Genomic DNA, 26,086 nt, shown 5'->3' with positions numbered 1-26,086 from the left:
CTTTGGGGGCCGCTTTTTCCGCCAGTTGAGATGTTTTCCTGTGGCTCTTTCACGATTGGACTGTGCAGGAAACGCGAAAAAGGATATAATCGATGCAAACATTAGAAAAACAAAGAAGGAGGAAGCATGGCGCTTTATCTAGAGGAACCATCCCGTACATTCAGCGAATATTTGTTAATTCCCGGTTATTCATCCAGCCAATGCATGGTGAATAATGTCAATCTGTCGACCCCGTTGGTGCGTTATCATCGCGGCGAAGAGCCAGAACATACCTTAAATATCCCCATGGTCTCCGCCGTGATGCAGTCCGTATCCAATGATTCCTTAGCCATTGCTCTCGCGCGTGAAGGCGGTCTGTCCTTTATTTACGGCTCGCAGTCACCGGAAAGCCAAGCCGCCATGGTAGCCAATGTCAAAGGCTATAAAGCCGGCTTTGTTCCGAGCGATGCCAATGTCTCTCCGGAAGATACGCTGGAAGCTGTCTTAGCCTTAAAGGAGAAGACCGGCCATTCGACTATGGCCGTCACCGAAGATGGCACACAACACGGTAAGCTGGTGGGCATTGTCACCAGCCGCGACTATCGCGTTTCACGTATGGATCCATCAACGAAAGTCAAGGAATTCATGACGCCGTTTGACGAGCTGATCTTCGGTAAAGAAGGCACTACGCTCAAAGAAGCCAATGATATCATCTGGGATAAAAAGCTCAATGCCCTCCCCATTATTGATGCCAATCAGCGTTTGCTCTATTTTGTCTTCCGCAAGGACTACGACAGTCATAAGGAAAATCCACAGGAACTGTTGGATCACAAAAAGCGCTTAAAGGTGGGCGCCGGCATCAATACGCGCGACTATGAAACCCGCGTACCACTTCTGGTCGAAGCTGGCGTAGATGTCCTGTGCATTGACTCCAGTGAAGGCTATAGCGAATGGCAAAAACGTACCATCGAATGGATTCGCAGTCGCTACGGCGACAGCGTCAAAGTTGGTGCGGGTAACGTCGTGGATGGCGAAGGCTTCCGCTTCTTAGCGGACTGCGGCGCGGATTTTGTGAAGATCGGTATCGGCGGCGGATCCATCTGCATCACCCGTGAAACCAAGGGAATCGGACGCGGTCAGGCGACAGCGGTCATTGATGTCGCACGTGCCCGCGATGAATACTACAAAGAAACCGGCATCTACGTACCGATTTGTTCCGATGGCGGCATCGTCTACGATTATCACATCACGCTCGCCTTAGCCATGGGGGCCGACTTCGTAATGCTCGGTCGTTACTTTGCCCGTTTTGATGAATCGCCGACAGCAAAGGTGACCGTCAACGGTTCCTCGATGAAAGAGTACTGGGGCGAAGGTTCTGCCCGTGCCCGTAACTGGCAACGCTATGACTTGGGCGGTGAAGCCAAGTTGCAATTCGAAGAAGGCGTGGACTCCTATGTCCCCTATGCCGGCTCATTAAAAGATAATGTCGGTATTTCCTTGCACAAGGTGAAATCCACCATGTGCAATTGCGGCGCACTCTCCATTGCCGAACTGCACGAGAAAGCTAAGCTCACGCTGGTTTCCTCCACTTCCATTGTGGAAGGCGGCGCACACGACGTCATGCTGAAAACCAATCGTGCACAGAATATTTAACGTATAAATTATCTCTATAAAGAAGGCGGCCCATTAGGGTCGCCTCCTTTTTTCTCAAGCGGAATAAAACTTTTTTTGCTTTCGTCTATTTTTTCAACCGAATGGAAATCTCTCCCGACGAGAGCGCCTCTTCTTCCCCATCGTTATAGCGCACCAACAGGTGACAATGCTCATCCACATCTAAGGCGGTTGCTTCGCGCTTTTGGGTACCGCGCAAAACCATAATCTCCTTACCAAGAACAAAGCAGCGCTTGCGATAGGCATCAACATAATCGGAGCCGGCGGCATCTTGATAGTAGGGCATGAAATGACGCAGAAATTCAGCAGCCAGACGATTTTTGGCATCCTTTTGCGGTGAAGCAAATAGCGCCGTAGCCACATCCTTTAATTCCACCGGAAATCCGCCCTCGGGTTCATACACATTGGTGCCGATGCCCAAGACGGCATACTCGACACGCGCATTTTCCATATTGAAGGAAGCTTCTGTTAAGATGCCACATAGCTTTTTCCCATCCAGGAAAATATCGTTCACCCATTTGATCACCGCATGCTTACCGGATACTTTCTCCATGGCTTCACACATAGCAACGGCGGCCATCGTGGTAATATTGGTTGTTTGTTGCATTAGATTTTCCTTCGGACGCAAAAGAAGGCTCATGTACAAGCCTGTTTTGGCCGGAGAATAAAAGGAGCGCTGCCGACGCCCGCGTCCCTTCGTCTGCTCGTTGGATACGATAAAAGTGCCCTCCGGCGCACCGGCATTCGCTTTTTCACGGACGTCCAGATTGGTGGACTCTGTTACAGGGAGTACCGTAATATCAAAAATTTCGGGATGCGTCAGATATTTTTTAATCCCCTGTGCGGACAAAATATCCGTTTCTTCCGCCAGACAATATCCCTTGTTGGTCACGGCATCAATAGAATAGCCTTCCGCTTGCAACGATTTAACTGCCTTCCAAACCGCAGTACGCGAAACGCCCAACTGCTGAGCGATTGCTTCCCCGGAAAAATATTCGCCCCGATGCGTCTCAAAAAAGGCCAACAAATTTTCTTTGGTTGTCATTGCTATCTCCTTATCCGCCGTCATGGCAAGCTGTCTGATGCATTTCCCTTATTATAACGATTTGAACCGTAGGGTGACAATCCAAGCCATGGCCAAGCCGCGAAGGCGTCTCATCGCTTTTCGGATAAAAAACTCAATGCGTTTTAAACCATGCCTTCATCGTGGTCAACACCTTGACGAGTTCCTCTTCCGTAATGACATAAGGCACCATGGCGTATAGGTATTTGAGGAAAGGACGGGCAAAAACACCGCGATCATAGGCAAATTGTTGGTAGCCTTCGAGCGTTTTTGCGTCTTTGACCTCGATACAGACGCAACCGCCCATCATGCGCACGTCTTCGATGCGCGAATCGGTGAAATTTTCCATCTCGCGACGGGTGATTTCCGCAATGCGCTGAATTTTATCCATGTAGTGCTCGTTTTCAAAAAGCTCGATGGATTTTAAAGCCACGCTGCAGGCCAGAGCATTGCCCATAAAGGTCGGACCGTGCATGAAGGCATGCTCCGGATTGTCATCATAGAAACCGTCAAAGACTTTCTGATTGGCCACCGTGACGGCATGGCCGATATAGCCGCCTGTCAGGGCCTTTCCGAGCATGAGGATATCCGGTTGTACGAGGTCCGATACAAAACGATGCCCGGTGCGACCAAAGCCTGTCGCAATTTCATCAAAGAGCAGCAGCACATCGTATTTATCGCAGAGTTCACGCGCTCGTTTCAGAAACGAGATATCGTACATCCGCATGCCACCGGCGCCTTGCAGAAGCGGTTCGACCAGGCAGCAATTCAAGCGATCGTGGTAAGTATCGAACGCTTCTTCGAGGGCGGCAACGGTGGTCGGAATGTGTACAACATGGGGATTCGGTCCAAAGGCTTTCAAGACAAAATGGTAGTCCGCATCATCGCCCACTTCCATGGTTTTAAACGTATCGCCGTGGTAGCCGTTTTCAAGCGACAGCACCATGGTCCGCTGCGTTTCATTGCGGTTCATATAGTATTGAAGTGCCATTTTGAGGGCGACTTCCACCGCAACGCTGCCGGAATCGGAGAAGAAGCTATAGTTCAGGTCGCCCGGCAAATAGTTTTTGAGCTTTTCGGCTAAGCGCAAGGCTGGATCATGCGTCAGACCGCCCAACATCACATGCGCAAAATGCTTAAGCTGATCATCAATGGCTTGATTTAACACCGGATGATTGTAACCGTGAATCACGCTCCACCAAGACGAAACGGAGTCGATCATTTTTTGATCATCGGTGTAAAGATACACGCCTTTGGCATCCACAATGTGATAGGGCACATTCATTGTTTTCATCTGTTCATAGGGGTACCAGAGCATTTTCTTGTCCTCCCTCTTTGTCTAAGCAAATAATGCTTCCAGTTGTTCTTTGGTGAGCGCGATATCCGTATCGCCATCCTGAACGCAGGCAACAACCGGCACACCGGTAATGTGTTCGCACATTTTGATGTTATCCTCCTGCATCACATTGCCCGGGCTATAATGGTTCATCAAAACGCCTTTGACCGCGATGCCTTTTTGTTGCATATAAAAAATCGTAAGACCGACATGGTTAATCGTTCCTAAGCCGGCATCGGCTACGACGACACAGGGAAGTTGCCGAGCTTGAATTACATCTTCCACGCCGAATTCCGCTTCGTCAAAGCAAAGCGGGCACAGGATGCCGCCGGAGCCTTCCATCACCACGTGATCATAGGCTTCCAAGGTCGCATCCAGTTCTTTTAACACGCGATCCATCTGCACCGGATGGCCTTCCAGCCTTGAGGCCAAATGTGGCGATACCGCCGTTTCGTAAACATAAGGACACATGGCCTCCAGCGATTGCTCCACGCCGGAGGCTTCTTTGACGTGCAGCGCATCGCCCGGAATGAGTGTTCCGTCTTCCCGACGATCATTGCCACTCATGGCGGCTTTAAAATACGCCGGATTCATGCCGTATTCTTTCAGCTTTTTAACCAAAAGACCGCTCACATAAGTTTTACCGATCTCCGTATCCGTTCCCGTTACAAAAAATGCTTTGCCCATCTTATGCCTCCATTCCTGTGGTGGCGGTTGCTTTTTCTTCTTCGACCGCCGTTGGCAGTACTTCATCGTTACAAAGGCCCGGCTCATAGCCCAATTCGTCTAACATTTCCAAATCTTTGGCTACCGTAATGCCCTGCGTTGTGAGCATATCGCCGGATATGGTGGCGTTAGCACCGGATTTCCATAAGCTGCGCCCCTTGTCTTGCATCAGGCCACGACCACCTGCCAATCGTATGGAGGCGTCTGGCAGCAGGAAGCGATACACCGCAACGATGCGTTCCATGTCTTCTTGTGTGAGTCTTGGAAGGTTCTCCAAGGGCGTACCGGGAATGGGATTAAGCATGTTGACCGGTACACTTTTCACCTGCAGCTCCCGGAGCGATATAGCCATATCAATGCGATCTTCTACGCTTTCTCCCAGTCCGACAATACCGCCGGAGCAGATGGACATGCCTGCCGCACGCGCAGCCCGAATGGCTTCGCATTTATCGTCAAAGCTATGTGTTGTACAAATTTCTTTGAAGTGATTGCGTGAGGTTTCCAAATTATTATGTATCCGCGTCATGCCCGCATTACGCAGTCGGCGATACTGTTCTTCGGTACATAGTCCCAATGAGGCACACACGGATATGCCTACTTCTCGGCAAATACGTCGCGTCACCTCGCACAGATAATCCACTTCTTCATCCGTCAAACGTCTCCCCGACGTGACCAGAGAATAGCGCAATACGCCCTTTTCATAATCCGAGCGCGCTTTTTCCACAATCTCATCCATGGGCAGCAAGCCGTAGGTTTCCGCCTGTGTCTTACTATGGGCCGACTGCGCACAGAATTTACAGTTTTCCGGACAATTTCCGCTTTTGGCATTGATGATGGTGCAAAGATCAAACCGATTACCACAGAAATGCTTGCGAATACGATTGGCCGCTTCGGTTAATGGCTTCAACGGCTGATCGTATAAAAAGAGCGCTTCCTCTCGCGTTATCTCGTCCCCACGGAGTACTTTTTCTTCCAATTCTTCGACTGTCATCCTTCTTCCTCCTGCTGTCTTCTATCGTTGGGGTGAACGCACCTTCTGCGGTGTGCGTTGCGCCGAAAAACTAACTTCCATTCGCGGCATCACGCGCTTGGCCACGGCTGCCGCCACAAAGCACAGGACAAAATCGCCCGGTACCGCCAGCACGAAGCAATACAGAAACAGCGTCCATACGCCCATCGGATCGCTCATGTAGAGGTTATGAATCAGATAGCAATGCACCATGCCAAAGGCGTACACGATGAAAAGTCCGATCAGATTCGCCGCCAACAGACGCCCGAATCGCGGCGATTCCTCCGTATGCGCTATTTTTCCCGTGGCATAGGCTCCCACAATAAAGCCCACGAGATAGCCAAAGCTCGGGTTAAACACATAGCCGAAACCACCGCCTTGGGTAAAAATCGGAAAGCCGATCAGCCCCATGCCTACATAAAGCGCCACAGCCGCCGCGCCGAGCTTTGCTCCCAAGAGCAATCCGGCAAGCATCGTGAACAGATACTGCAGCGTGAACGGCACAACCGGCACCGGGATGCGAATAAATGCCCCGATAGCGATCAATGCGGTAAACACTCCACACAATGCCATATTTTTTGCGTTTCTCATTTTTCTTCCTTTTTCACGTTTTTTACGACATTCCAGTTTTTACTACCTTCCAGTTCTCACTACGTTCCAGTTTTCAAGACAGGTCTGTGATGAATGTTCAAACAGCGTAACGATAGCATATTTTTCCTTAATTGTAAACTTATTATTTATAATAGTTGACAATTAGGCTGCAATACGGCTGCAAGCAGCGCTTCTTATTTACCTACTGCCGGCCGGAGGGCCGGTCCCTTATCGTCGCCGCCGGCGACTCTTTTTAGGTTTTGCCCCCCATGTTATTTCACATAAAACAATTTAACATGGGGCCAAACTGCCGGTGCCCCATGTTATTTCAAAAATCGCATTTTAACATGGGGTAATTTTTCGCTCCGAAAGCGGCTTTACCCCATGTTATTTTTACAATTCGCAATTAACATGGGGTAATTTTTCGTCCCAAAGGCGGCTTTACCCCATGTTATTTTTGCGATTCGCATTTAACATGGGGTAGGACAGGCTACGATACCCCATGTTATTTTTGGAATCACGTTTTAACATGGGGTAATTTTGCGTTTCGACTGCAAATGCACCCCATGTTATTTTTAGGATTTGCTTTTAACATGGGGTAATGCGAAGAATTTAGAGATTTTTTACCCCATGTTATTTTTACGATTTACATTTAACATGGGGAATGCCGAAATTGGGCCCCCATGTTATTTCAATAAACGCATTTAAACATGGGGTGCCGCCGCAACTTGACTCGTACGCAGACGCAAATTGAGGGGCATTTCACCAACTGGCATTTTGGCCCGTCATTTCAAGCATATAAATTACAGCCAATCAAATTCAAAGCCTTCGATATCAATTACATCATCTTCTGTCGGATCGAGGGCACGCACACGATCCATAATTCCCATCTGCTCGAGAGAACGCTCGAAGAATTGCACCGATGCGCCATCATTGATGATGAGCTTCTTCGCGAGATTGGCCACCGGCTCACCCGACACCGTAATGCGATGTCCCTTGCGTGTTACGGTAACTGCAGTATCGCGCCGGTAGAACTGTTCCACATCCACAATGTCCTCGTCGAAGGTGAGATTGGTCTTCTCCACGCTTGAGACTGCTTTCCAAAGCTCATAGCGCAGTGCTTCAAGGCCTTCGGTCGTAGCAGCAGAAACCGGAAGTAATGTTAAAGCAGCTTCTTGCTCCTGTGGTTCCTTCCAGGGATGCAGAATTTCTTCTTCTTTGCGTTCGGTAGGCGTGACCAGCGTCACACCGCGCTTTGTCATTTCATGACGGAAGCGTTCCAAATTTTCTACCGCACCCGGCAAATCCATCTTATTAGCGACGATCACGCGCAAGCGCTTGGGTAATTCCGGATGGTACTCTAAAAGTTCTTCTTGTATCAGGTCAAAGTCTTCAATCGGATCGCGCCCCTCGCTGCCGGACATATCCAGCACATGCGCTAAAGCACGGGTGCGTTCGATATGACGAAGGAAGTCGTGCCCGAGACCCGCGCCTTGACTGGCGCCTTCAATGAGCCCGGGGATGTCCGCCATGATATAGGAACGGCCTGCCCCCATATCCACAACGCCAAGATTCGGTTCCAAGGTCGTAAAGTGGTAATTGGCAATTTTCGGACGCGCATGGGTAAGGATCGATAAGATTGTACTTTTGCCCACATTGGGAAGGCCGACCAGGCCCACGTCCGCAATCAGCTTGACTTCCAGAATGATTTTTAGCTGTTGTCCGAAACCGCCCGGTTTTGCAAAACGCGGAGCTTGACGAATGGAGCTTTTGAAATGCACATTTCCTTTTCCGCCGGAGCCGCCCTTTGCCACCACAAATTGTTGACCGTCTTCCCTGAGATCAGCAATGGCAGCCCCGCTTTCACACTCACGCACAATGGTGCCGACAGGAACCTTTAAAATTAGATCTTGCCCCGCCTTACCGAATTGCTGCTGGCCGCGCCCGGGTTCCCCGGATTCCGCTTTATAAATCGGATGATATTTAAAATCCAACAGAGTGCCGACATCCTGGTCCGCTTCCAATATGATGGAACCGCCACGACCGCCGTCTCCGCCGTCCGGGCCGCCATCCGGAACATACTTTTCACGTCGCCAGGAAATGGCACCATCGCCACCGTTACCGGCACGAACTTCAATTTTTGCTGTATCGATAAACATAATTCTCTCCTCGGGCTCTGTTCTTGCCCTTATTGTAGCAGGCGAAAGATCATCTGTCATGATTGCTGAAAACAAGAACACCCCATTCGACTGATGGCCGAATGGGGTGTTAAAGTCTGTGTTAGCAATCCGACGTATCTGCGGAAATTACGCTAATGCTTCCACCGGATAGACGCTTACTTGCTTCTTGTCCTTGCCCAAGCGCTCGAAACGTACCACACCGTCCGAAACGGCAAACAGCGTATCATCGCCGCCCTTCATCACGTTCAGGCCGGGATGAAACTTCGTTCCACGCTGGCGAACCAGAATGTTGCCCGCTTTAACAACAACACCGTCATGGCGTTTTACGCCCAGACGCTTTGCATTCGAATCACGTCCGTTCTTAGAACTGGACACACCTTTTTTACTCGAAAAGAGTTGAAGATTAAATTGAATCATAATGACCTCCGATATTCCACTCCGATATGATCGGGATATTTCTTCTCTAACTGCTCCATATTGATCTGCAATCCCAGCAGAAGTGTTTGACAAACGGTCTGCTGCACTGTCTCTAAAGATTGCTCCACCCGCAGGCTGACATCGCCTTCGTTGCAACGAATTTGCACCCGATCTCCAAAATCTGTTGCTTCCTGAAACGTATTCAGGGCGGCTGTCACAATGCCTGACACGGCAGCACAGAGCAAATCATGACCGGCCTCTCCGAAATCTGCGTGGCCTTTTACATCAAAGCCGACCAGCCGAGAGGGATCTTTTGCATCTTGCCAAAACACGGTGCGAATCATTACGCGTTAATTGCCTCGATCTTGAGCAGCGTATACGGCTGACGATGGCCACGCGTACGACGGTAGCCCGATTTCGGACGGAACTTACCGATAAGAATCTTCTTGCCTTTCCCCTGTTCCAAGACGGTGGCTTTTACGCTTGCGCCTTCCACATAGGGAGTCCCTGCTTTAAATGTCTCTCCGCCAAGCGCCAGAACTTTATCCAGTTCCACGGTAGCGCCGACTTCAGAGGTCAGCTTTTCAACTTTTACCTGATCACCGACTTGCACCTGATACTGCTTGCCGCCGGTTTCCAACACTGCGTACATATTTTTCTCCTTAACTTTCGCGACGCCATCGAGGCAGTTTGGCACAGGCCGTCCAAACATTTACTCTTGCCTTTTCAGAGCGAGTTCACATCGACATATTTTATAGGATAAAAGGCGTTTTGTCCAGTCCTTTTGCCCTTATTCGCCAATCGGTTCTGCTTCCGGGTTGCGCGTTGCGCTGCTGTCCGAGCTGTCTGAAGTGTTCCCACTCTCTGAAGACAAGCGTCGTGATGGCTCGTACGTTTTCAGTCCCTCATAGAGAGAAGGCGTCTCGTCCTGCGACGCAGGCACCTTCAAATAAGACGCCACAATATCACGAGCAATCGGCACGATATTCAAACTGGTATCGCCATCCGGCATAAAGACCGTCGTAGCAATGGTGGGATGGTCATAGGGTGCAAAACATATATCCCAAGCGTAGGAGGCATATTCCCCTCCGGTACGCGGATCCACGCCGGAACGCGTTGCCGTTCCCGTTTTACTGCCCAACGGGAAATTGAGGCCGTTAAATTGCAGATGACTGTCCTGTGCCGAACGCAGCATGCCTTCACGCACCTGCTGAAAATACAGGGGATTGCCGGGCACTTTGCGCCCACGCGGCGTCTGATTGTACAAGACTGTTTTATTATCGGCGCTGCGAATTTCCTTAATCAGCGTAAAATCATAGTCCGTGCCGCCATTGGCAAAAATCGACGCCACCGTACACATCGAGATGGGCGTATACGCATTTTGTCCCTGTCCGATCAAAGCATTCATGGAATCGGCCACCGTCCAATTGGTCTGGTTGAAATAGGTGTATTTCAAAATATCTGCCAATCCACTACGTGCGCCGTCCAAAGGACGCTCGGCATAATAGCCCAATTTTTCCAGGTCGGCAATCAATTGGGTGCGGGGATAGTTTTCTCCCCTTTCCGACCATTTCAATATCGTGGCAATGTCCTGTGCCACGACGGCAGGTTCCTTCTGACTCTCTTCTTTGGCATAGCGCTTCAAATTGCCCTTCAGGTAATTAGATAGCAACGTTTTTGCCAAATTCATTTTGGCTTTCAGACTCGGAATGCTGTTTGGAGCTTCGGACGGTTGCTTAATTTCCAATCCCGACGCCCGGTTCAGTCCTAACTCTATGGCTGTCTTTTCCAGGTCATCCACCGTGACCTGCACGCCCATGGATTCTCCCGTCGCGGGAATACGGCCCAATCCCAAAATATAAAAATAGTAGTTGTTGGACTTACCGATGGCATCGTACATATTGATCATGCCGTTGGAACCGCCGGTCAACGTGTAATAGAGGTTATTAAACTGACGATCCCCGATTTTGACAAAGCCATAGTCGTAGATGCGTTTGTTGGGATTCAAGCCCTTCTTCAGTGCGGCTAAGGAAGTGACCGTCTTAAAGGTAGATCCCGGCTGTACAGCGGACTGCGTTGCCAGATTCAACAAAGGACGCGGTGCATTGGTATCCGTGCGCGTCGGCAATTGATACATCTCCCAATCAGAATTAGAAATGCCCGTTACAAACAGATTCGGGTCAAACATCGGATAGGAGGCCATCGCCAGTAAAGAACCATTGTTGGGATCTACAGATACGCTCGCAGCGCTATTAGCCGTGGGTGAATAATAGGTCTTGTTCGTTCCCCACTTCGTGACATACGGTAAACCGTGACGAATGGCCAAAATGGATTTTTTCAGCGATTTTTCTGATTCCAACTGCAGATTCATATCCACCGTCAGATAAATATTGTTCCCTGCCTTTGGCTCCTGGCGATCCACGACTTCCGTACGATTGCCGAACGAGTCGACCAAAACGGTCTCTTTCCCACTGATACCGTGCAGTGTACTTTCAAAGCTCTGTTCCACGCCGGTCTTACCGATGAATTCATTCGGTAAATACTTCTTCTCCTTGACATACGTCTGCACTTCGGCATCCGTGGCAATTTTACCGATGTAGCCTAAAATATGGGCTGCCGACTCGCCAAACGGATAGTAGCGGATCGGTTGCTTCGAAACCATAATGCCTGTCGCATTGGAGATATTCTCCTCAATTTTAGCAACGGTATCTTCGGACAGTTCGTAGCAAATGTTCACCGGCCAGAAGGCGTAGTTTCCGGGGCGTCCCACGCGATTCGTAAGCAGCATGATGCCCTGCTGTAATACAGGATCCATGTTCGGCTCAATTTCATAAGTCTCCAACAAGTGACGAAACGCTTCATCCGCGCTCTTATCCTTCAGGCTGTATTTTTCCAGAAAATCGCTCTGATCCTTTTCGAGACTGTATTGCCAGTTTTTCAGGGAAATGCCCGGATAGCAGCCCTCCGCAAACATGGCTTTCTCGGCCAAAAACTTATACGTATCCTGGGTAATGATTTCATCCAGAAGATGATTCTCTTCCCCGAGTTTTTTCAGCTGATCCAGTGCCGTGCCCTTGGTCCCCTTGGGATTCACAAATTCGATGGTAACACGACGGGCATCTGCCGCAATCGTGTACTTCAAATTCGTCTTCACGCCTTTACTTGCCAAGCGGTTCAACAGGCCTTCGGCGGGGATTTGAAAATGATTGTCCTCCGCCACTTCGAGCGATGTCAAAAAGCGATCTAACGCTATTTTTTTAATAATCGTGACGAAATCATTTTTGGCAGAAGATGTCAGCGTAATCTCCGGGAAAGCCTGATGAAAGGCCGCCTTATTGCGGCGGTATTTTTCCACATAGGTATAGTTGCTTTCCGCCAAACGTAAATTGCCCGTGAGTTTTTTCTGTGCCAGCAGATCATAAGCCAGTTTCCTGGCGGCGGGATGATTCAAAACATGATCCAACAAATTTTCATTGTCTTTCACGCGCTGCGTGAGATAGGACAAAGCATTACTGTCTTTCGTGATGGCTTTGCTCTTCAGTAGAGCATCATATTCCTTCCCGGGAACCCATTGCAGGCGAAAGTTCTGCGCCGGGTCCGCCTTGATCGGCAAGGCACTGCCTTTTAATGACATTGCATTGAGCGCTCGTGCTGCCGGCGATACACAAAAGTCACGATCCAGTGCTGTCCGATACACCATCTGCAGCCAGTCGTCCAACAGATTGTGTTCAATGAGCAGACGCTGTACCTTTGAATCCGGGGTTTCCTTTTCTTTCAGATATTCCGCCTCCGAAGAATAAACGATCTGATTGAGCGAAATCGGGAAATCTTCTTCGCTATAATCGGCGCCGTCTCTTTCAACATAGCGCAGTAAGCGGGCCAGTACATCGTTACGCTCACTATTTTTTAGTTGCATAAGGTCATCTTTAAAACCTTGCACTGCATAGGAAGAGCGGGTACCCGCCAAAAGAATGCCGTTACGATCATAGATATTGCCACGCGGTGCCGCAATTTGTATTTCCTTCGTACGCCGCGTTTGCGCCAATTGGCGATAATGATCCCCCTGCAGGATCGTCAGATCATACAGGCGCCACAAAAGCACACCGATGAGTGTGAGCATCACCGCAACAATCATGCCCCACCGCAGCAGAGACTGCTTTTTCATCTTGCTCTCTTTCTAATCGTTCGCACGGCTAAAACGTGCCAAAACGTCGTACGTTCTCCGGTTTTATCCATCGCTGCATGAGCCACATGACCGGAGTAAACAGTACTGCGTTCAAAATTGCATAGACCAACATGGGTCCTCCTAACATATAGGTGCCGGGCAATGGCATGCGTAATAAAAAGAATATCAACCATTGTCCCACCAATACGAATACGGAGAACAACGCCGTTGCCAGCGTGCCCGTCGCATAATTGCGATCGTTATGATACAAGGCATGTCCGAGCACCGTCGCACCGACAAAGAAGAGCAATGCCCGTACACCGAGCACGTCGGAAAAGATGATGTCCTGTAAAAGGCCCAAACCAAGACCCGTATAGCCGCCCCACATGGGACCGTACAAAAGCGTCAACCCCACCACATAGAGCAACGTCAGTGCAGGCGCCACGCCAAAAACAGTCCAGTTTGAAACCACCGCATTTTGCAAGACGATGACAAGGCATAGACTTAAAATATAGCGAGATTTATTCACCGGATGCCTCCTTCTGTGATTGAGAAGATGTCTGGTCAGAAGATGCGTTGGCGTCTTTTTGCACTTGGGGTACGATCAGCACACGATAGAGCTTCGAAAAATCCACCGCCGGCGTAATGCTGACTGTCTTCGTCAGCCCGTCCTGTGCCAGAGTAACCTCGCTCACGCTACCGATGTAAAGGCCACGCGGATACCGACCGCCCACACCGCTGGTGACGATTTCTTCGCCCACCGGTACATCCGTTTGCGCATCTAGTAAATAACCGTAGAAACGTTCTGCATCGCGGTTATTGATCACACCGTACTTTTTACTGGAGGGAAACAAGATCGATATATTATGCGACTGATCCAGAATCGTGGAAACTTTCGAATAATTGAATCCGACCTCCGTCACTTGTCCAATAAGGCCCGATACCACGGATTGATCCGCATTTTTCACGCCCTGCACAACGATGTCGCCCTTGCTCACGCCGTCCTTGGATCCCTTATTAATGGTAAAACGAACAAAGGTGGGCGACGGATCGGACATGGTAATTTCCGCAGAAATTAAGGCATGCCCGGCCACGTGCTGCATGGCATACTCATCCTTTAAATAGGGCGCATCACCAACGACACCCTTTAACGTACGCACTTCATCTTTCAGTGCTTGATTTTCCAACGTCAGACGATCCACTTCCGCTTGTGTGGCTTTTTTCCCAAATACATGATCGTAAAGATCCTGCAAGGAACGCGATGCCGAATAAAAGAGACGATTCACGGGAGAAACAGCCATGTTGAGGACATTGGATGGCAAACGACTGGTTTCCGGGTTGCGATGCGAGAATAAGATCAGAAGCACCAGAATCAGCACCGTAAGTAAGAAAGCTTTGCGCCCCTTAGTCTTTTTGGTCCGAATCATGCCGAGCCCCTTTCCCCGTCCATTCCTGAATATGTTCCATAATATAGCCGCATCCCAAGAGCGTATCCTGTGCCGGATGAGCGGATAAGGAAGCATGAATGTGCAATTCGCGCGTGATATATTCGCATAAGCCGTCAATTTGAGCGCCGCCGCCCGTGAGAATCACACCTTTTTCCATAATATCGCGTGAAAGCTCCGGCGGTGTTTTTTCCAATGTCAAACGCAGGCGATCCAGCAATTCACGAATATAGGGCAACATGGCTTCCGTTACATCGGAAGCATAGATATCAATGCTCTTCGGCATACCGCTCAAAATATCGCGGCCCCCGACTTCCATCGCATCGTTTTGTCGATCGTCACGCAACGAGCCAATCGTAATCTTAATCTTTTCGGCGGTATTTTCGCCGACCATCAGATTGTATTTGTCCCGAATGAGCTGAAGAATGGCCTGGTCCAAATACTGTCCGCCGCGTTTCATCGTTTCTGCGGTAATGACGCCATAGCTGTTGACAACGGCTACTTCTGTCGTGCCGGCACCGATATTGAGCATGAGTGCACCACGCGTTGCCGAACGAATCTGACGCGCCCCATAAGCGGCAGCCAAGGATTCTTCGACCAAAAACGCCTCTCGCACGCCGGATTGGAGGCAGGCATCCTGCAAAGCCCGCTGCTCTACGTCCGTCGCACCGGATGGTACCGCTATCGTCAGACGCGGTGCTAACAGTGTCACCCCCGGTATCAAGCGACGAATATAATGTTCCAACAAAGCTCTGGTTAAGTCGTAGTCCGAAATCACGCCATGCTGCAACGGGCGAATGGCCACAATATTTTCCGGTGCCTTTCCGAGCAACGCTTTGGCTTCTTCACCAACGGCAACAATTTGCATTTTTTTATAATCTAAAGCCACAACACTCGGCTCTTCCACCGCTTTATGATTGTCCATGCGCATGGCCCGCGTCTGCGCGGAACCGATATCTATGGCCAAATCCGGTGCTTGTATACGAAAATAATCCACCACATTCTCCTGTGTTAACGGTCAAAAAACAGTCTGTCACTTTCGTTATTCTATCACGAGTCGACCGCCTGTCACAAAGAAATGAAGCTTTTCAAAGCAATCCTTGTTCACGCATGCTTACATACCGTCCCTTGCCGACAATTACATGATCATAGACCTCAATACCCAGCAATTCACCGCATTCCACCAATCGCTTCGTAATGGCAATGTCCTGCGGGCTGGGTTCGGGATCGCCGCTGGGATGATTGTGGGAAAGCAGAATGCCCGCACAGCCGGTGCGTATGGCCGGTTGAAACACTTCCCGCGGATGCACGCGTGCTTGCGTCAGTGTTCCGATCGAAATAAGAACGGTTCGAATGGGTTTTAGTTTAGCGTTCACCAAAATAATACAAAAATGTTCGCGCTGGACATGCGCATAATACGTCTCAAAATAATTGGCCACGGACTTGGGATTGGATAGCGATATGGAAAAAAACGCCTGCTCTTCATTCAGTCGTTTTCCAAGCTGCACTCCTGCCAAAATACGGCAGGCTTTGGTCATGCCAATGCCATCCAGTTGCATGAGTTCTTCCGGCTCCGCTTGCAGCAAGCGGGCACGCGGCAAATCCCTGCGTAATAGCAGCGACGCTAATTCCAACGCGCTCTTTTTCCGTGTCCCCGAGCCAATCAGAATCGCACACAGTTCCTCATCCGACAGAGCAGCCACGCCACAGCGCAGCATTTTCTCCATGGGTCGATCTTCTTTAGGCATATCCTTAATGCCGAAAAAGAAAGAATCTTCTTTTTGCTCCATTGCTTTTTCAGCAATGGGCTGGTTTATCTCCGCATTTAGCGGTCTGATCTCCCTTTTTGTGTTACTGTTTTTCTCTTGGATTTGTGTTTTCATAAAGTCTCCCTTCGCGAAATGCACCGGAAGCCTTTCGAAGTGGCGGAACCAATCCGTTCGCGGATAGGCCCACAAAAAATCCTGTAAATAACCCCACTAAAGTAAGAATCGGTAAATAGACAAAGATCGCACGATTCTGCAATACGATACAAGCTATACAAAGCTGCCCGATATTATGGGCCAAGGCGCCCAGCTCGCTCACACCGATCAAGCTGAAAAGCGGCATAAAATGACGAACGGCTACGCTCATGACGACAGAAGAGAAAAGAGCGCCGCAAACGGAATACCAAAAGCCGGTCACGGAGCCAGTGCACAGTAGCAATAGCACGGATTTCAGGATGGAGACCAAGATGCCTTCCCGCCCGCCATAGACCACAATGGTGACCAAGATCACCAGATTGGACAAACCTAATTTGGCGCCGGGCACACCGACGGGCAAAGGCATGGAATGTTCCACTAACGAAATCACTAAGGCAATAGCAGTAAGGACGGATAGAAACACCATTTTATTGGGACGAATCTCAAATCGTTTCATTTTCAATGCAGATAGACGTCCACTTCGGACGACTGCTCTGCCCCTCCTACCATTTCCACTAAAAAGCGATTCGGCAAACAAACCAAAATTTGTCCGGGTTGCGATATCTTTCCCTGTTTGATGCAGAGTTTGTCCGGGCAATCCGCCTCTGCCACCGACACCTTGCCGTCTTTCACACGCACGACATTCAAACCAAAATCGGTTTCGTAGCGAATGGACCTTCCTTCCGCCTCTTTCAGCGAAAAGCGATCAATTTCTTTTCCATCCACCTGCACGCTCACTTCAAGCGTTTGCGCTACACTTTGACTATGCCAAAAAAGCAATACCAAAGCCATTACACTTGTCAGTGCCAGAAAGACAATCAAAAGGCGATCGGCTCGTGTCGTCAATCGTTTCATGCTGTCATCCCCCTTACCTCTTGTTAGTGTACCATACGAGAAAAGAGGAAAAGTACAAAAAAGATTGGAAACTGTACCAAGGCGTTCCAAAGTTGCTTCAACTCTTTTCGACCGTGCCTTTGTTGAAACTCCGCCATTCTCAGTGAATATCTGTTCTGTTATTCCGATTGTGTATCACGTTAATATTTCGTTGCTATTTCCCGCTCTCTTTACCATTTTTTACGGAACGCAATGCCTAAGCCCAATAAAACCCATCCTACGACTAGAAGTAAATATTGGACCGACCACCCACTTAGAAGAAGTTCTTCTGTGGTGCGCCAATTATTGACTAACGGTAAGATTAACGCCAACACCAGTCGTACTGCGGCAAGCAAAGCAAATGCATACAGCGCCCATAGTCCCCAGCGAAAAAGGCGAAATGATAAATTTTTCTTCGTATAGGGATGTTTAATCTCCTGATAAACTTTTTCCATTTCAAGCATTTTTTCTTCGGTAAACATTAATGAATCCTCACTTTTGTATTGCGTTCAATAATGGCTTTGTTCGCTCAAAAGACCTGCTAACGTTTTCTTTTCGTAAATTATACCCCCCCCAAAAAACACTTGCGTCAACAAAATATAACTAAACTGAAAAAGCCTGCTACAAACATTTTGTAGCAGGCTTTTCGAAATAGATTAAAGCATTTCGATTTCTCCGGCTCCGTCGCCGGCTGAAGACACAATCAGCTCCGGGTGAAGGCCCGTTTTTTCATAGTAAGCTTTTTCAACGGCTTTCGAAAAGGCTTCAATGGCCTCTTTCTTTACTAGAGCAATAGCACAGCCGCCGAAGCCTGCGCCCGTCATCCGTGCCCCGTAACAGCCGGGAGCAGCAATGGCTGCATCCACGATGGCGTCCAGATGCGGACCGCTTGCTTCATAATCATCGCGCATGGAAGCATGGCCTTCTTTAAGCAGTCGACCCACCTCGTCCAACCGGCCATCTTGTAAAGCAGCGACGGTCTCCTTGACGCGTGCATTTTCCGTAATCACATGACGCACACGGCGACGCAACGTATCCGAATCCAAAGCGTCAAGAAGCGGTAAATCCGTGAGATCAAAATCGCACAGATGCTCTTTGGGCTTCTCCCCCTGCTCAGCTAATAAGGTATTTAACTGTTCCAAGGCTTTCTCGCATTCCTCGCGACGCTCATTGTATTTTGAGTCCTTGAGTTCTCGGCGATGCTTGGTGTTGAGCACCATGAAGATGGCGCCCTGCTCGTCCATCGCCAGAGGGACTTGCTTATGGCGTTTATGCGCAGTATCCAATACCATGGCACAACCAGCTTTTCCGAATCCGATCACATACTGATCCATGATGCCGGTGTGCAAGCCGAAATATTCATTCTCGCACCATACGCCGGCTTCGACCAGTTCAAGCGTTGTGGGTTTGTCCTTTTCACCCCAAAACGCTCGAGCGATAACGCCGAACAGTAATTCCACACTGGCAGAAGAGCTGAGGCCTGCGCCGTTAGGAATATTGCCATAAACAACGCAGTCCAAGCCTGCTGTGGATAAGCCACCTTGTTGCAACGCTAAATACACGCCTGCCGCATAGTTCCCCCAATCGTGTGCCGGATCGTACGCGGGCAGCGGATAGGCAATATCTTGGCGATTGTCAAGATTCATGGAATACAAACGCAAGATGCCCCGGTCATTCGGTCTGGCCAGGGCATACGTACCAATGGTAAGGGCGCAGGGAAATACTGCGCCCCCATTGTAATCAATATGTTCGCCGATAATATTGATACGACTGGGAGAAAAGAAGAAGCGTACGCCCTTCGCATCACCAAATTGACGAACAAATTCTTTCTGCAAGCGTGCACGCACGCTTTCCATTTCCTTCATAGGATCTCCTTGTTATTGAACAGCCGCCTCTTTTTCCTCACTCGGCAACGGTTTTGCATTCACATCGCCTTCGGCATTGATGACAATGCACTTGGACGGGCACTTCGCCGCTGCTGCCTGTGCCTTCTCCATATCAAAGGCATCGTGATAGGTTGCGTGCGCCAATTTGCCATCCAAGTTGAATTCTTCCGGCGCTAATCTGTGGCAAATGCCGCAACCGATACAACCGATGGTGCAGGCCGTCTTGACATCCTTGCCAAATTCCGGATTATGGCATTTGACCTGTGCCGGCGCATGATACGGCACGAGCTCGATAATATGCTTCGGGCAAATATTGATGCACTGCATGCATTGCGTGCATTTTTCTTCGTTGATGACGGCTACGCCATTGACCATTTGAATTGCGCCAAAGTTGCAGACAGACTGGCACGTCCCACAACCCAAACAACCGTATAGGCAAGACTTGTTGCCGCCACGCTGTTTGGCCATAATACGGCAATCCTGAATGCCGTGATACGCAAAAAGTTTTTGCGTGTGCTCACAGTCGCCCTGGCATTTTACACTGGCCACATAGCGCTGGCCGATTTCCGCACTGCCGCCCATAATGTCGGCAATTTTTTCCGTCGAAGCGGCACCGCCTACCACGCAGGCACTAATCGGAGCCTCTCCCTTGGCAATGGCCACAGCGCAGCCATCGCACCCCGGATAACCGCAGGCGCCACAGTTTGCCCCCGGAAGAGCTTCACGAATCTGAATCACACGCGGGTCAACATCAATGTGCGTTAACTGGCTGACCACACCGATGAGCAATGCAAAGGCACCGCCCAAAATCGACATGATCACAACCGGTATAAAAATCTCTGTAGAAAACATGACACCCTTCTTTCCGTTACTGGAACATACCGGCAAAGCCGGCAAACGCCATGGACATCAGACCCAGCGTAAACAAGGCACTGGGAACGCCGCGCATGCAGGCGGGAATGTTATCCAAGCGATCAAACGATTCACGAATAGCGGCCAACAAAATCAGGGCTAAAGCAAATCCCAAGGAAGCACCCAATGCACTGGCCACGGTCTGCAGAAGCGTGTAATTGCTCTGTACGTTCAGAATGGCTACGCCCAAAACGACACAGTTGGTTGTAATTAACGGCAGATAAATGCCCAAGGCGTTGTACAGGGCAGGTGCCGATTTCTTAAGGAACATTTCAACGATTTGTACCAGCGCAGCAATGACCAAGATAAAAGCCACCGTGCGCAAATAGACCAGATTCGGCTGCAAAATGAGGCGATCCAAAGCCCAGGTAATGACTGACGCCAACGTGATAACAAACGTAACGGCCGCGCTCATGCCCATGGACGTTTCCACTTTGCTGGAAACACCAATACTCGGGCAGATACCGAGGAATTGCGCAAGCACGTAGTTGTTCACAAAAATCGTCAGAAAGATAATTTGAAAAAATCCCATATTCTCCTCCTTATTCCGCTATCGCTTGCGATTCGGCCGGCGCTACCATTTGGGCCTCTTTTTCTTTCGCTTTCTTAGCCTGCATGAGCTTGATCTGATTCATGACCGCTAAGAAGATGCCCAGCAGGATGAAAGAGGACGCCGGTTGCAGTAAGAATGGAATGGTAGCGGCTTCCGGTAAAATGCGCACGCCCAATAACGTGCCCCGCACCGATCAATTCACGCACAATCGCTACGGTGATGACCACGAAGCCGTAACCCAGTCCGTTGACCAAACCATCAATAGCGGAGGCCACTACGCCGTTTTTCGAAGCAAACGCTTCGGCACGGCCGAGAATAATGCAGTTCACAACAATCAGGGGCAGGAAAATGCCGAGCAGATTGTAGATTTCTTCAAAATACGCTTGTAAGCACATCTGCAGGATCGTCACAAAGCTGGCTATAACCACGATGAACGCTGGAATACGAATTTCATTCGGAATGAAATTGCGCAGCAGTGAAATAACGATATTGGACAGAATCAACACGAACATAAAGGAGAGGGACATGCCCACCGCTCCCAACACCGTGGAAGAAACCGCCAGGACCGAGCAAAATCCGATCAATTGGACCAGGACCGGATTGTTGGAAAACATACCTTCTTTTAACTTATCCATAAAATCCTCCCTATTTTGTCTCGGATGCGTTCGACTGGCCGGCACCGCCGGTTAATTTTGCCTGCGCTTCCACCACCATGTTCATGGCTTTTAACATTGCCGTCGATGTACGGGTCGCACCGGAAATGGCCGGCATTACGTCCGGTTTTCCGCCGGCGCCTTCCATCTTCAAGGCTTGATTCAATGTGACGCCCTGCATGCCGGCCGCATATTCCGGCTTGGCCACGCTAGCGCCAAAGCCTGTGGTTTCCGTTTGGTTGATGATTTTCAGTCCCGTTACCGTACCATCGGTTTTCGCCCCGACGACAAAGCTGATCGGTCCGTCATATCCTACCGGAGAATTGACGGAATAAAGATAGCCTTCTGTTTTTCCTCCGACAATGGCTTCATTGACAGAAACGATATTGTCATTCAGAACACTTTTATCGGCAACCGGCTTCGTCTCTTCCAAACCCGGAAAAACTTCGGTAAAGGCCTTTAATTCTTTTTGTTTCTGTGCTTCTTCAATGACCGGTGCCGTTGCATTGTTGGTAAAAGCCAAAACGAGCGTGGCAATGGCGCAAATCACGAATAATTTCACAGCATATTCGACAGATTTTTTCATTTTGACACACCTCCAAACGGCTTGTTCTTTACGTACTTATCAATCAGCGGTGTGGCAACATTCATCAGCAAAATCGCATAGGAAACGCCTTCCGGCAGCGTGCCGAAATGACGAATCAAAGCCGTAATAAAGCCTGCACCGATGGCAAAGATCAGTTGTCCGCGGGCCGTCATTGGCGTCGTAGCATAGTCCGTCGCCATAAAGAAGGCGCCCAGCACCAAGCCACCGCTGAGGACTTCGGTCGGCAACTGTGCCGGCTGAAATTGTCCCGTTACGATGCCAAAGAGCGAGGTAAATACGACGAAAGAACCGATCATACCGGCAGGGATGCGAATGCGAATCACGCCGCGCCATAACAGATAGGCAGCGCCGATAAGAATGGCTAAAGCACTCACTTCACCCAGCATACCGGGCATATTGCCGACGAACATATCCCAAAGTCCCGGGGTCGGGCCGCCGGATAAGGGCGTCGCCGCGGTCACGGCATCCGTGCCGGCCGGTTTTACGCCGAACGGAAACGGGGTGTTTGCAAAATCTTTTGCCCAAGCCGACATCAAAAAGGCACGACCGGCCAGAGCGGGGTTCACAAAGTTACTGCCCAATCCGCCGAAAAATTGCTTAGCAATCACGATGGCAAACACAGCGCCAAGCGCGGCTTTCCAAATGGGATACGTCGAGGGCAGGTTAAAGGCCAACAATACGCCGGTGATCATGGCCGATCCGTCTTTGATCGTCACCGGCTGTTTCCGAATGGTTTGAAAAATTGCTTCTGCTGCAACAGCAGACACGACACAGGCCGCAATCAAAACAATGGCCTGCAATCCGAACACAACCCCCGCCACAACAACGGAAGGAATTAATGCGATCAATACATCAAACATCATGCGCTGCATCGTTTCGCTCGTTGTGACATGGGGCGAAGCGGCAACATGAAGAAGTTTATTCTCCACCTGAATATTAGAAGTAGTTTCCATATGCCCTCCTACTTTCTGTCCATTTTCGCGATTTCCGCTTTACCGAAACGAATCCACTGCAACAGCGGTCGATGCGACGGACACACATAGGCGCACGTGCCGCATTCAATGCATTGCTTAATATAAAATTCTCGAGCGCGATCAAACGCACCGATACGAGAATCATTCGCCAGCATCAGCGGTTCGAGATGCATCGGGCATCCATCCACACAGCGACCGCAGCGAATGCACGGATCCACCGGTTTGGGGAGACTTTCTTCTTCTGTCATAACGAGAACGCCATTGTTTCGCTTATCCAAAGGTACGACATCCGAATACATGGCAACCCCCATCATCGGGCCGCCACAGATGATCTTTCCCGGCTGCGAAGCATAGCCGCCGCTGAATTCTACAGCATCATGAATGGACGTGCCAAAACGCAATAAAATATTTTTCGGCGCATTCACGGCATGTCCCGTAATGGTCACGATGCGCTCATAAAGCGGTTTACCGTAGTACACCGCATCCACAACCGCACAGGTCGTCGCCGCGTTGGAGACCACGCAACCCACACTAGCCGGAAGCTGTCCGGCTGGAATATGCAAGCCCGTAACCGCAGCAATGAGATTCTTTTCATCGCCCTGCGGATATTTCGTCTGCATGGTGGCCACGGCAAGATTTTCCTCTTCGCCCAAAGCAGCTGCTACCGCCTCAATGGCCTTCGGCTTATTTTGTTCGATGGCTATGTAACCTTTTTTGGCACCGGTGGCTTTGATAATTAATTTCAAGCCGGCAACCACCTTCTCCGGATGCGTACGCATGAGCAAGTCATCGCTGGTCAGATACGGCTCACATTCGGCACCATTGATAATGATCGTGTCGATGGTCATATCCTTTGGCGGCATGTACTTGACATGCGTCGGAAAGCCCGCGCCGCCCATACCGACAATGCCGGCTTCTTTCACATAATCAATAATCTGTTCCGGCGTCAGATCATCGTGACTTCTGTCCACCGGCGTATAGCCCAAGGTGTCCTGATGGTCATTCTCAATCACGATAGCCGGAACCTTGGAGCCATCCGTTTTGACGAAGTCCACAATGCCCTTTACTTCGCCAGAAACACTTGCGTGTATCGCCGCTGAAACAAATCCACCCGGCTCCGCAATCTTTTGTCCTACATCTACATGGTCGCCTTTCTTCACGATGGGCTTTGCCGGTGCGCCAATATGCTGCGCCATCGGTAAAGTGATCACATCGGGAGCAGGCATGACCTGAAGTTCTGCTCCGTTGGAAAGCGATTTATAATCTTCGAAATGCACGCCACCCCGGAACGTCAGGTTGTTTAATTGCATAAACTACTCCTCTCAAGAATTTATGACTGTTATCAGGAATCGTTACCACACTCCACCAAACGTGGAAACGATCGAGCCTTAAACACTCCTATTTTAGCACACCTGCCTTTCTTGTTACAGAGTTCACAAAGAAACATGGAGACTTTGTGTAGAAAATACGTTCATTGTAAATAAAAAAAACAGCAGCGCTTCCGTGCTTTCGCTACCAGAAGCGCCGCCGTTTCGGTCTTTCGACCACCGAATCTTAGGGACAATATCCATCCCGAAAATGCAGAAGATGGGATTCGAACCCACACAAGCGTAATGCTCACCACCCCCTCAAAGTGGCGTGTCTGCCTATTCCACCACTTCTGCAAGTGACCCTATCATTATAGGGGCACGATTTATAATTGTCAATAACGCTGCCAGATGCCGGTTATGGTACGTTTCATATTCTGCAGCGTCAAAAGAAACGGATTTTCGTTTGAAGAATCCGACGGCAGACCATCCTTATACATCGTGGCATAGACCGAATGCGCCTGTTCGACGCGCCGTACATACCGACGAGGGATCTCGGCCGGGATGTTGTCCATCGTATCGGAATCCCATGTGATCGTACCATCCTTAAGCCATTTATCGACATTGCTCAGCCCCGTATTGTACGCCACAATAGCCAGATGCTCGCTTTGATAGCGACTCAGCAGATAGGCAAGGTAATGTGTGCCGATCATCAAGTTCGTTTTTGGATCTTTGATATTCAGTGTCGTTTTATCCAGGTTTAAGCGATCCGCAACCCAATCGACGGCTTCCGGCATGAGTTGCATCAGCCCCACACCCCCGTCATCGGCAACAACGTCCGCTTTGAAATTACTCTCCGATTTCACGACGCCTGCCACCAGAAAAGGACTGAGCCCTTCTTTCTCTGCAGCAGCCGTGATCTCTGCGCCATAGCGCACCGAATAGTTGGTTGTACCGCGATAAAACAAAAAGCCTGCCACCAAAAATGCCAAAATAAAAAGCACAAGCACAATCAGCAACAAATTGCGTAGAATGTGCCCCAATGTTTTCATCGCATTCTTAAACATGACGGTATTCTCCCTCAATACATTCTTCTATTCTTTTTGCCAGCTGTTGCCGATTTCCGTCGTTATTGATCAGGACATCCGCCAACGCTTGCTTTTCGGCCAACGGCATCTGCGAGGCGATACGTCGTTTTGCCTCCTCTGCCGAAAAAAGATTGCGCGCCATGAGTCGCTCGATTTGTACTTCCGGTGAAGTATGCACGAGCCAGATGTGATCCAAGTGAAGAACCGTTGCATCCTCATGGGTTTCAAGCAGCAATGGCACATCAAAAAACAGCAATTCACTACGATTCGTCGAAGTCGTGTTCGCACGCTGCATCTCTTCCCACGTTGCGGCCTGTCGTGCCATCTCTTGATACACGGCAGGATGGGTGAGCGCATCCAGTGCTTTTCGCGCAACAGGATCGGAAAAGACACGCTCTGCTAAATAGCTGCGATGTAATGTACCGTCCGCCGTGAGAGCCTGCGGTCCAAACCGTCCTGCAATCTGTTGCAATAACGGACTTCCCTTGGCTGTCAGCGTTTCGTCAGATCGCATCGGCGTCCCACACCGGATACCCATGTGTCTTCAGCCACGTCGTCACGGTGGATTTTCCGCTGGCAATACCACCGGTAATGCCAATGCGGCGAAATACATTCTTTTCTTTCATGGTTTCTCCCGCTATTGTAACATGATCGCACCGAAAAAAGCGGACTTCCTGCCGCAACGGCTGC

At 49.8% G+C, this 26,086-nt stretch carries 28 protein-coding genes and 1 tRNA gene; 1 reads left to right on the top strand and 28 read right to left on the bottom strand.

Annotation, left to right across the window (positions count from 1 at the left end; translation table 11 throughout):
• The first annotated feature begins 126 nt into the window (after positions 1-126).
• Complete coding sequence (locus BN98_RS01385) at positions 127-1,632, top strand: IMP dehydrogenase (protein WP_019190113.1); 1,506 nt, start codon at positions 127-129, stop codon at positions 1,630-1,632.
• Positions 1,633-1,717: 85 nt separating this feature from the next.
• On the opposite strand, the gene BN98_RS01380 is transcribed toward BN98_RS01385, so the two are convergent.
• The 28 genes from BN98_RS01380 to BN98_RS08645 form a co-directional block, all read right to left on the bottom strand.
• Complete coding sequence (locus tag BN98_RS01380) at positions 1,718-2,695, bottom strand: biotin--[acetyl-CoA-carboxylase] ligase (protein ID WP_019190114.1); 978 nt, start codon at positions 2,693-2,695, stop codon at positions 1,718-1,720.
• A gap of 133 nt (positions 2,696-2,828) precedes the next feature.
• Entirely contained in the window at positions 2,829-4,031 is a 1,203-nt protein-coding gene (gene bioA / locus BN98_RS01375; RefSeq protein WP_019190115.1) for an adenosylmethionine--8-amino-7-oxononanoate transaminase, read from the bottom strand.
• A 21-nt stretch (positions 4,032-4,052) separates the two neighbouring features.
• A complete protein-coding gene (bioD, locus tag BN98_RS01370; protein ID WP_019190116.1) occupies positions 4,053-4,736 on the bottom strand; it encodes a dethiobiotin synthase in 684 nt (227 codons plus the stop codon).
• Position 4,737: 1 nt separating this feature from the next.
• Positions 4,738-5,766 carry a biotin synthase BioB gene (gene bioB / locus BN98_RS01365; RefSeq protein ID WP_019190117.1) on the bottom strand — a complete coding sequence of 343 codons (1,029 nt, stop codon included), beginning with the start codon at positions 5,764-5,766 and terminating at the stop codon, positions 4,738-4,740.
• A 21-nt stretch (positions 5,767-5,787) separates the two neighbouring features.
• Positions 5,788-6,375, bottom strand: a complete 588-nt coding sequence (locus BN98_RS01360) for a biotin transporter BioY (protein WP_019190118.1) — start codon at positions 6,373-6,375, stop codon at positions 5,788-5,790.
• An 803-nt stretch (positions 6,376-7,178) separates the two neighbouring features.
• A complete protein-coding gene (obgE, locus tag BN98_RS01355; protein WP_019190119.1) occupies positions 7,179-8,534 on the bottom strand; it encodes a GTPase ObgE in 1,356 nt (451 codons plus the stop codon).
• 147 nt (positions 8,535-8,681) lie between these two features.
• On the bottom strand, positions 8,682-8,972 hold the full coding sequence (gene rpmA / locus BN98_RS01350) for a 50S ribosomal protein L27 (RefSeq protein ID WP_019190120.1): 291 nt from the start codon (positions 8,970-8,972) through the stop codon (positions 8,682-8,684).
• Positions 8,969-9,316, bottom strand: a complete 348-nt coding sequence (locus tag BN98_RS01345; protein WP_019190121.1) for a ribosomal-processing cysteine protease Prp — start codon at positions 9,314-9,316, stop codon at positions 8,969-8,971. Before BN98_RS01345 ends, rpmA begins: the two co-directional genes overlap by 4 nt.
• Positions 9,316-9,624 (bottom strand): 50S ribosomal protein L21, encoded by a 309-nt coding sequence (gene rplU / locus BN98_RS01340; protein WP_019190122.1) that lies wholly within the window; start codon positions 9,622-9,624, stop codon positions 9,316-9,318. Before rplU ends, BN98_RS01345 begins: the two co-directional genes overlap by 1 nt.
• 138 nt (positions 9,625-9,762) lie before the next feature.
• Positions 9,763-13,137: a penicillin-binding transpeptidase domain-containing protein gene (locus tag BN98_RS01335; protein WP_019190123.1), complete on the bottom strand. Its 3,375-nt coding sequence runs from the start codon at positions 13,135-13,137 to the stop codon at positions 9,763-9,765.
• Between the two features lie 28 nt (positions 13,138-13,165).
• Positions 13,166-13,666, bottom strand: coding sequence for a rod shape-determining protein MreD (mreD, locus tag BN98_RS01330; RefSeq protein WP_019190124.1), 501 nt, complete (start codon positions 13,664-13,666; stop codon positions 13,166-13,168).
• Positions 13,659-14,564 carry a rod shape-determining protein MreC gene (gene mreC, locus BN98_RS01325; RefSeq protein ID WP_019190125.1) on the bottom strand — a complete coding sequence of 302 codons (906 nt, stop codon included), beginning with the start codon at positions 14,562-14,564 and terminating at the stop codon, positions 13,659-13,661. Before mreC ends, mreD begins: the two co-directional genes overlap by 8 nt.
• Positions 14,542-15,579: a rod shape-determining protein gene (mreB, locus tag BN98_RS01320; RefSeq protein WP_019190126.1), complete on the bottom strand. Its 1,038-nt coding sequence runs from the start codon at positions 15,577-15,579 to the stop codon at positions 14,542-14,544. The genes mreC and mreB overlap by 23 nt, the downstream gene beginning before the upstream one ends.
• A 91-nt stretch (positions 15,580-15,670) precedes the next feature.
• Positions 15,671-16,465, bottom strand: a complete 795-nt coding sequence (gene radC, locus BN98_RS01315; protein ID WP_019190127.1) for a RadC family protein — start codon at positions 16,463-16,465, stop codon at positions 15,671-15,673.
• Complete coding sequence (locus BN98_RS01310) at positions 16,434-17,000, bottom strand: Gx transporter family protein (protein ID WP_195891107.1); 567 nt, start codon at positions 16,998-17,000, stop codon at positions 16,434-16,436. The genes radC and BN98_RS01310 overlap by 32 nt, the downstream gene beginning before the upstream one ends.
• 2 nt (positions 17,001-17,002) lie before the next feature.
• A complete protein-coding gene (locus tag BN98_RS01305) occupies positions 17,003-17,398 on the bottom strand; it encodes a NusG domain II-containing protein (protein ID WP_019190129.1) in 396 nt (131 codons plus the stop codon).
• Between the two features lie 209 nt (positions 17,399-17,607).
• Entirely contained in the window at positions 17,608-17,898 is a 291-nt protein-coding gene (locus BN98_RS01300; RefSeq protein ID WP_019190130.1) for a hypothetical protein, read from the bottom strand.
• 174 nt (positions 17,899-18,072) lie between these two features.
• Positions 18,073-19,281 (bottom strand): galactokinase, encoded by a 1,209-nt coding sequence (locus tag BN98_RS01295; protein ID WP_019190131.1) that lies wholly within the window; start codon positions 19,279-19,281, stop codon positions 18,073-18,075.
• Positions 19,282-19,293: 12 nt separating this feature from the next.
• Positions 19,294-20,154, bottom strand: a complete 861-nt coding sequence (locus BN98_RS01290) for an RnfABCDGE type electron transport complex subunit B (protein WP_019190132.1) — start codon at positions 20,152-20,154, stop codon at positions 19,294-19,296.
• 16 nt (positions 20,155-20,170) lie between these two features.
• Positions 20,171-20,746 (bottom strand): electron transport complex protein RnfA, encoded by a 576-nt coding sequence (locus BN98_RS01285; protein WP_019190133.1) that lies wholly within the window; start codon positions 20,744-20,746, stop codon positions 20,171-20,173.
• Positions 20,747-20,820: 74 nt separating this feature from the next.
• Complete coding sequence (gene rsxE / locus BN98_RS07780) at positions 20,821-21,402, bottom strand: electron transport complex subunit RsxE (protein ID WP_242826668.1); 582 nt, start codon at positions 21,400-21,402, stop codon at positions 20,821-20,823.
• A gap of 10 nt (positions 21,403-21,412) precedes the next feature.
• The gene (locus BN98_RS01275; protein ID WP_019190135.1) at positions 21,413-22,006 is read right to left on the bottom strand and encodes an RnfABCDGE type electron transport complex subunit G; all 594 of its coding nucleotides are present in this window, start codon (positions 22,004-22,006) and stop codon (positions 21,413-21,415) included.
• Positions 22,003-22,980, bottom strand: a complete 978-nt coding sequence (locus BN98_RS01270; RefSeq protein WP_019190136.1) for an RnfABCDGE type electron transport complex subunit D — start codon at positions 22,978-22,980, stop codon at positions 22,003-22,005. Before BN98_RS01270 ends, BN98_RS01275 begins: the two co-directional genes overlap by 4 nt.
• 8 nt (positions 22,981-22,988) lie before the next feature.
• Entirely contained in the window at positions 22,989-24,311 is a 1,323-nt protein-coding gene (gene rsxC / locus BN98_RS01265; RefSeq protein WP_019190137.1) for an electron transport complex subunit RsxC, read from the bottom strand.
• Between the two features lie 269 nt (positions 24,312-24,580).
• Positions 24,581-24,665 (bottom strand) — tRNA-Leu (locus BN98_RS01260).
• 38 nt (positions 24,666-24,703) lie between these two features.
• The gene (locus tag BN98_RS07775; protein ID WP_019190138.1) at positions 24,704-25,375 is read right to left on the bottom strand and encodes a lytic transglycosylase domain-containing protein; all 672 of its coding nucleotides are present in this window, start codon (positions 25,373-25,375) and stop codon (positions 24,704-24,706) included.
• Positions 25,368-25,910 (bottom strand): dephospho-CoA kinase, encoded by a 543-nt coding sequence (gene coaE, locus BN98_RS01250; RefSeq protein WP_052332287.1) that lies wholly within the window; start codon positions 25,908-25,910, stop codon positions 25,368-25,370. Before coaE ends, BN98_RS07775 begins: the two co-directional genes overlap by 8 nt.
• A complete protein-coding gene (locus tag BN98_RS08645; protein ID WP_084765220.1) occupies positions 25,900-26,022 on the bottom strand; it encodes a dephospho-CoA kinase in 123 nt (40 codons plus the stop codon). Before BN98_RS08645 ends, coaE begins: the two co-directional genes overlap by 11 nt.
• Positions 26,023-26,086: the final 64 nt, after the last annotated feature.

The organism is Levyella massiliensis (assembly GCF_000308275.2).
Taxonomy (GTDB): Bacteria; Bacillota; Clostridia; order Tissierellales; family Peptoniphilaceae; genus Murdochiella; species Murdochiella massiliensis_A.
The sequence above is the reverse complement of the archived record's forward strand: the minus strand, read 5'-3'. Positions and strand labels throughout refer to the sequence as shown.

What these genes read in the sequence shown, in the direction of transcription:
- BN98_RS01385 (WP_019190113.1), top strand. Translation starts at nt 127, where the DNA reads ATGGCGCTTTATCTAGAGGAACCATCCCGTACATTCAGCGAATATTTG.
- BN98_RS01380 (WP_019190114.1), bottom strand. Translation starts at nt 2,695, where the DNA reads ATGACAACCAAAGAAAATTTGTTGGCCTTTTTTGAGACGCATCGGGGC.
- bioA (WP_019190115.1), bottom strand. Translation starts at nt 4,031, where the DNA reads ATGCTCTGGTACCCCTATGAACAGATGAAAACAATGAATGTGCCCTAT.
- bioD (WP_019190116.1), bottom strand. Translation starts at nt 4,736, where the DNA reads ATGGGCAAAGCATTTTTTGTAACGGGAACGGATACGGAGATCGGTAAA.
- bioB (WP_019190117.1), bottom strand. Translation starts at nt 5,766, where the DNA reads ATGACAGTCGAAGAATTGGAAGAAAAAGTACTCCGTGGGGACGAGATA.
- BN98_RS01360 (WP_019190118.1), bottom strand. Translation starts at nt 6,375, where the DNA reads ATGAGAAACGCAAAAAATATGGCATTGTGTGGAGTGTTTACCGCATTG.
- obgE (WP_019190119.1), bottom strand. Translation starts at nt 8,534, where the DNA reads ATGTTTATCGATACAGCAAAAATTGAAGTTCGTGCCGGTAACGGTGGC.
- rpmA (WP_019190120.1), bottom strand. Translation starts at nt 8,972, where the DNA reads ATGATTCAATTTAATCTTCAACTCTTTTCGAGTAAAAAAGGTGTGTCC.
- BN98_RS01345 (WP_019190121.1), bottom strand. Translation starts at nt 9,316, where the DNA reads ATGATTCGCACCGTGTTTTGGCAAGATGCAAAAGATCCCTCTCGGCTG.
- rplU (WP_019190122.1), bottom strand. Translation starts at nt 9,624, where the DNA reads ATGTACGCAGTGTTGGAAACCGGCGGCAAGCAGTATCAGGTGCAAGTC.
- BN98_RS01335 (WP_019190123.1), bottom strand. Translation starts at nt 13,137, where the DNA reads ATGAAAAAGCAGTCTCTGCTGCGGTGGGGCATGATTGTTGCGGTGATG.
- mreC (WP_019190125.1), bottom strand. Translation starts at nt 14,564, where the DNA reads ATGATTCGGACCAAAAAGACTAAGGGGCGCAAAGCTTTCTTACTTACG.
- radC (WP_019190127.1), bottom strand. Translation starts at nt 16,465, where the DNA reads ATGAAAACACAAATCCAAGAGAAAAACAGTAACACAAAAAGGGAGATC.
- BN98_RS01310 (WP_195891107.1), bottom strand. Translation starts at nt 17,000, where the DNA reads ATGAAACGATTTGAGATTCGTCCCAATAAAATGGTGTTTCTATCCGTC.
- BN98_RS01305 (WP_019190129.1), bottom strand. Translation starts at nt 17,398, where the DNA reads ATGAAACGATTGACGACACGAGCCGATCGCCTTTTGATTGTCTTTCTG.
- BN98_RS01300 (WP_019190130.1), bottom strand. Translation starts at nt 17,898, where the DNA reads ATGTTTACCGAAGAAAAAATGCTTGAAATGGAAAAAGTTTATCAGGAG.
- BN98_RS01295 (WP_019190131.1), bottom strand. Translation starts at nt 19,281, where the DNA reads ATGAAGGAAATGGAAAGCGTGCGTGCACGCTTGCAGAAAGAATTTGTT.
- BN98_RS01290 (WP_019190132.1), bottom strand. Translation starts at nt 20,154, where the DNA reads ATGTTTTCTACAGAGATTTTTATACCGGTTGTGATCATGTCGATTTTG.
- BN98_RS01285 (WP_019190133.1), bottom strand. Translation starts at nt 20,746, where the DNA reads ATGGGATTTTTTCAAATTATCTTTCTGACGATTTTTGTGAACAACTAC.
- rsxE (WP_242826668.1), bottom strand. Translation starts at nt 21,402, where the DNA reads ATGGATAAGTTAAAAGAAGGTATGTTTTCCAACAATCCGGTCCTGGTC.
- BN98_RS01275 (WP_019190135.1), bottom strand. Translation starts at nt 22,006, where the DNA reads ATGAAAAAATCTGTCGAATATGCTGTGAAATTATTCGTGATTTGCGCC.
- BN98_RS01270 (WP_019190136.1), bottom strand. Translation starts at nt 22,980, where the DNA reads ATGGAAACTACTTCTAATATTCAGGTGGAGAATAAACTTCTTCATGTT.
- rsxC (WP_019190137.1), bottom strand. Translation starts at nt 24,311, where the DNA reads ATGCAATTAAACAACCTGACGTTCCGGGGTGGCGTGCATTTCGAAGAT.
- BN98_RS07775 (WP_019190138.1), bottom strand. Translation starts at nt 25,375, where the DNA reads ATGTTTAAGAATGCGATGAAAACATTGGGGCACATTCTACGCAATTTG.
- coaE (WP_052332287.1), bottom strand. Translation starts at nt 25,910, where the DNA reads ATGCGATCTGACGAAACGCTGACAGCCAAGGGAAGTCCGTTATTGCAA.
- BN98_RS08645 (WP_084765220.1), bottom strand. Translation starts at nt 26,022, where the DNA reads ATGAAAGAAAAGAATGTATTTCGCCGCATTGGCATTACCGGTGGTATT.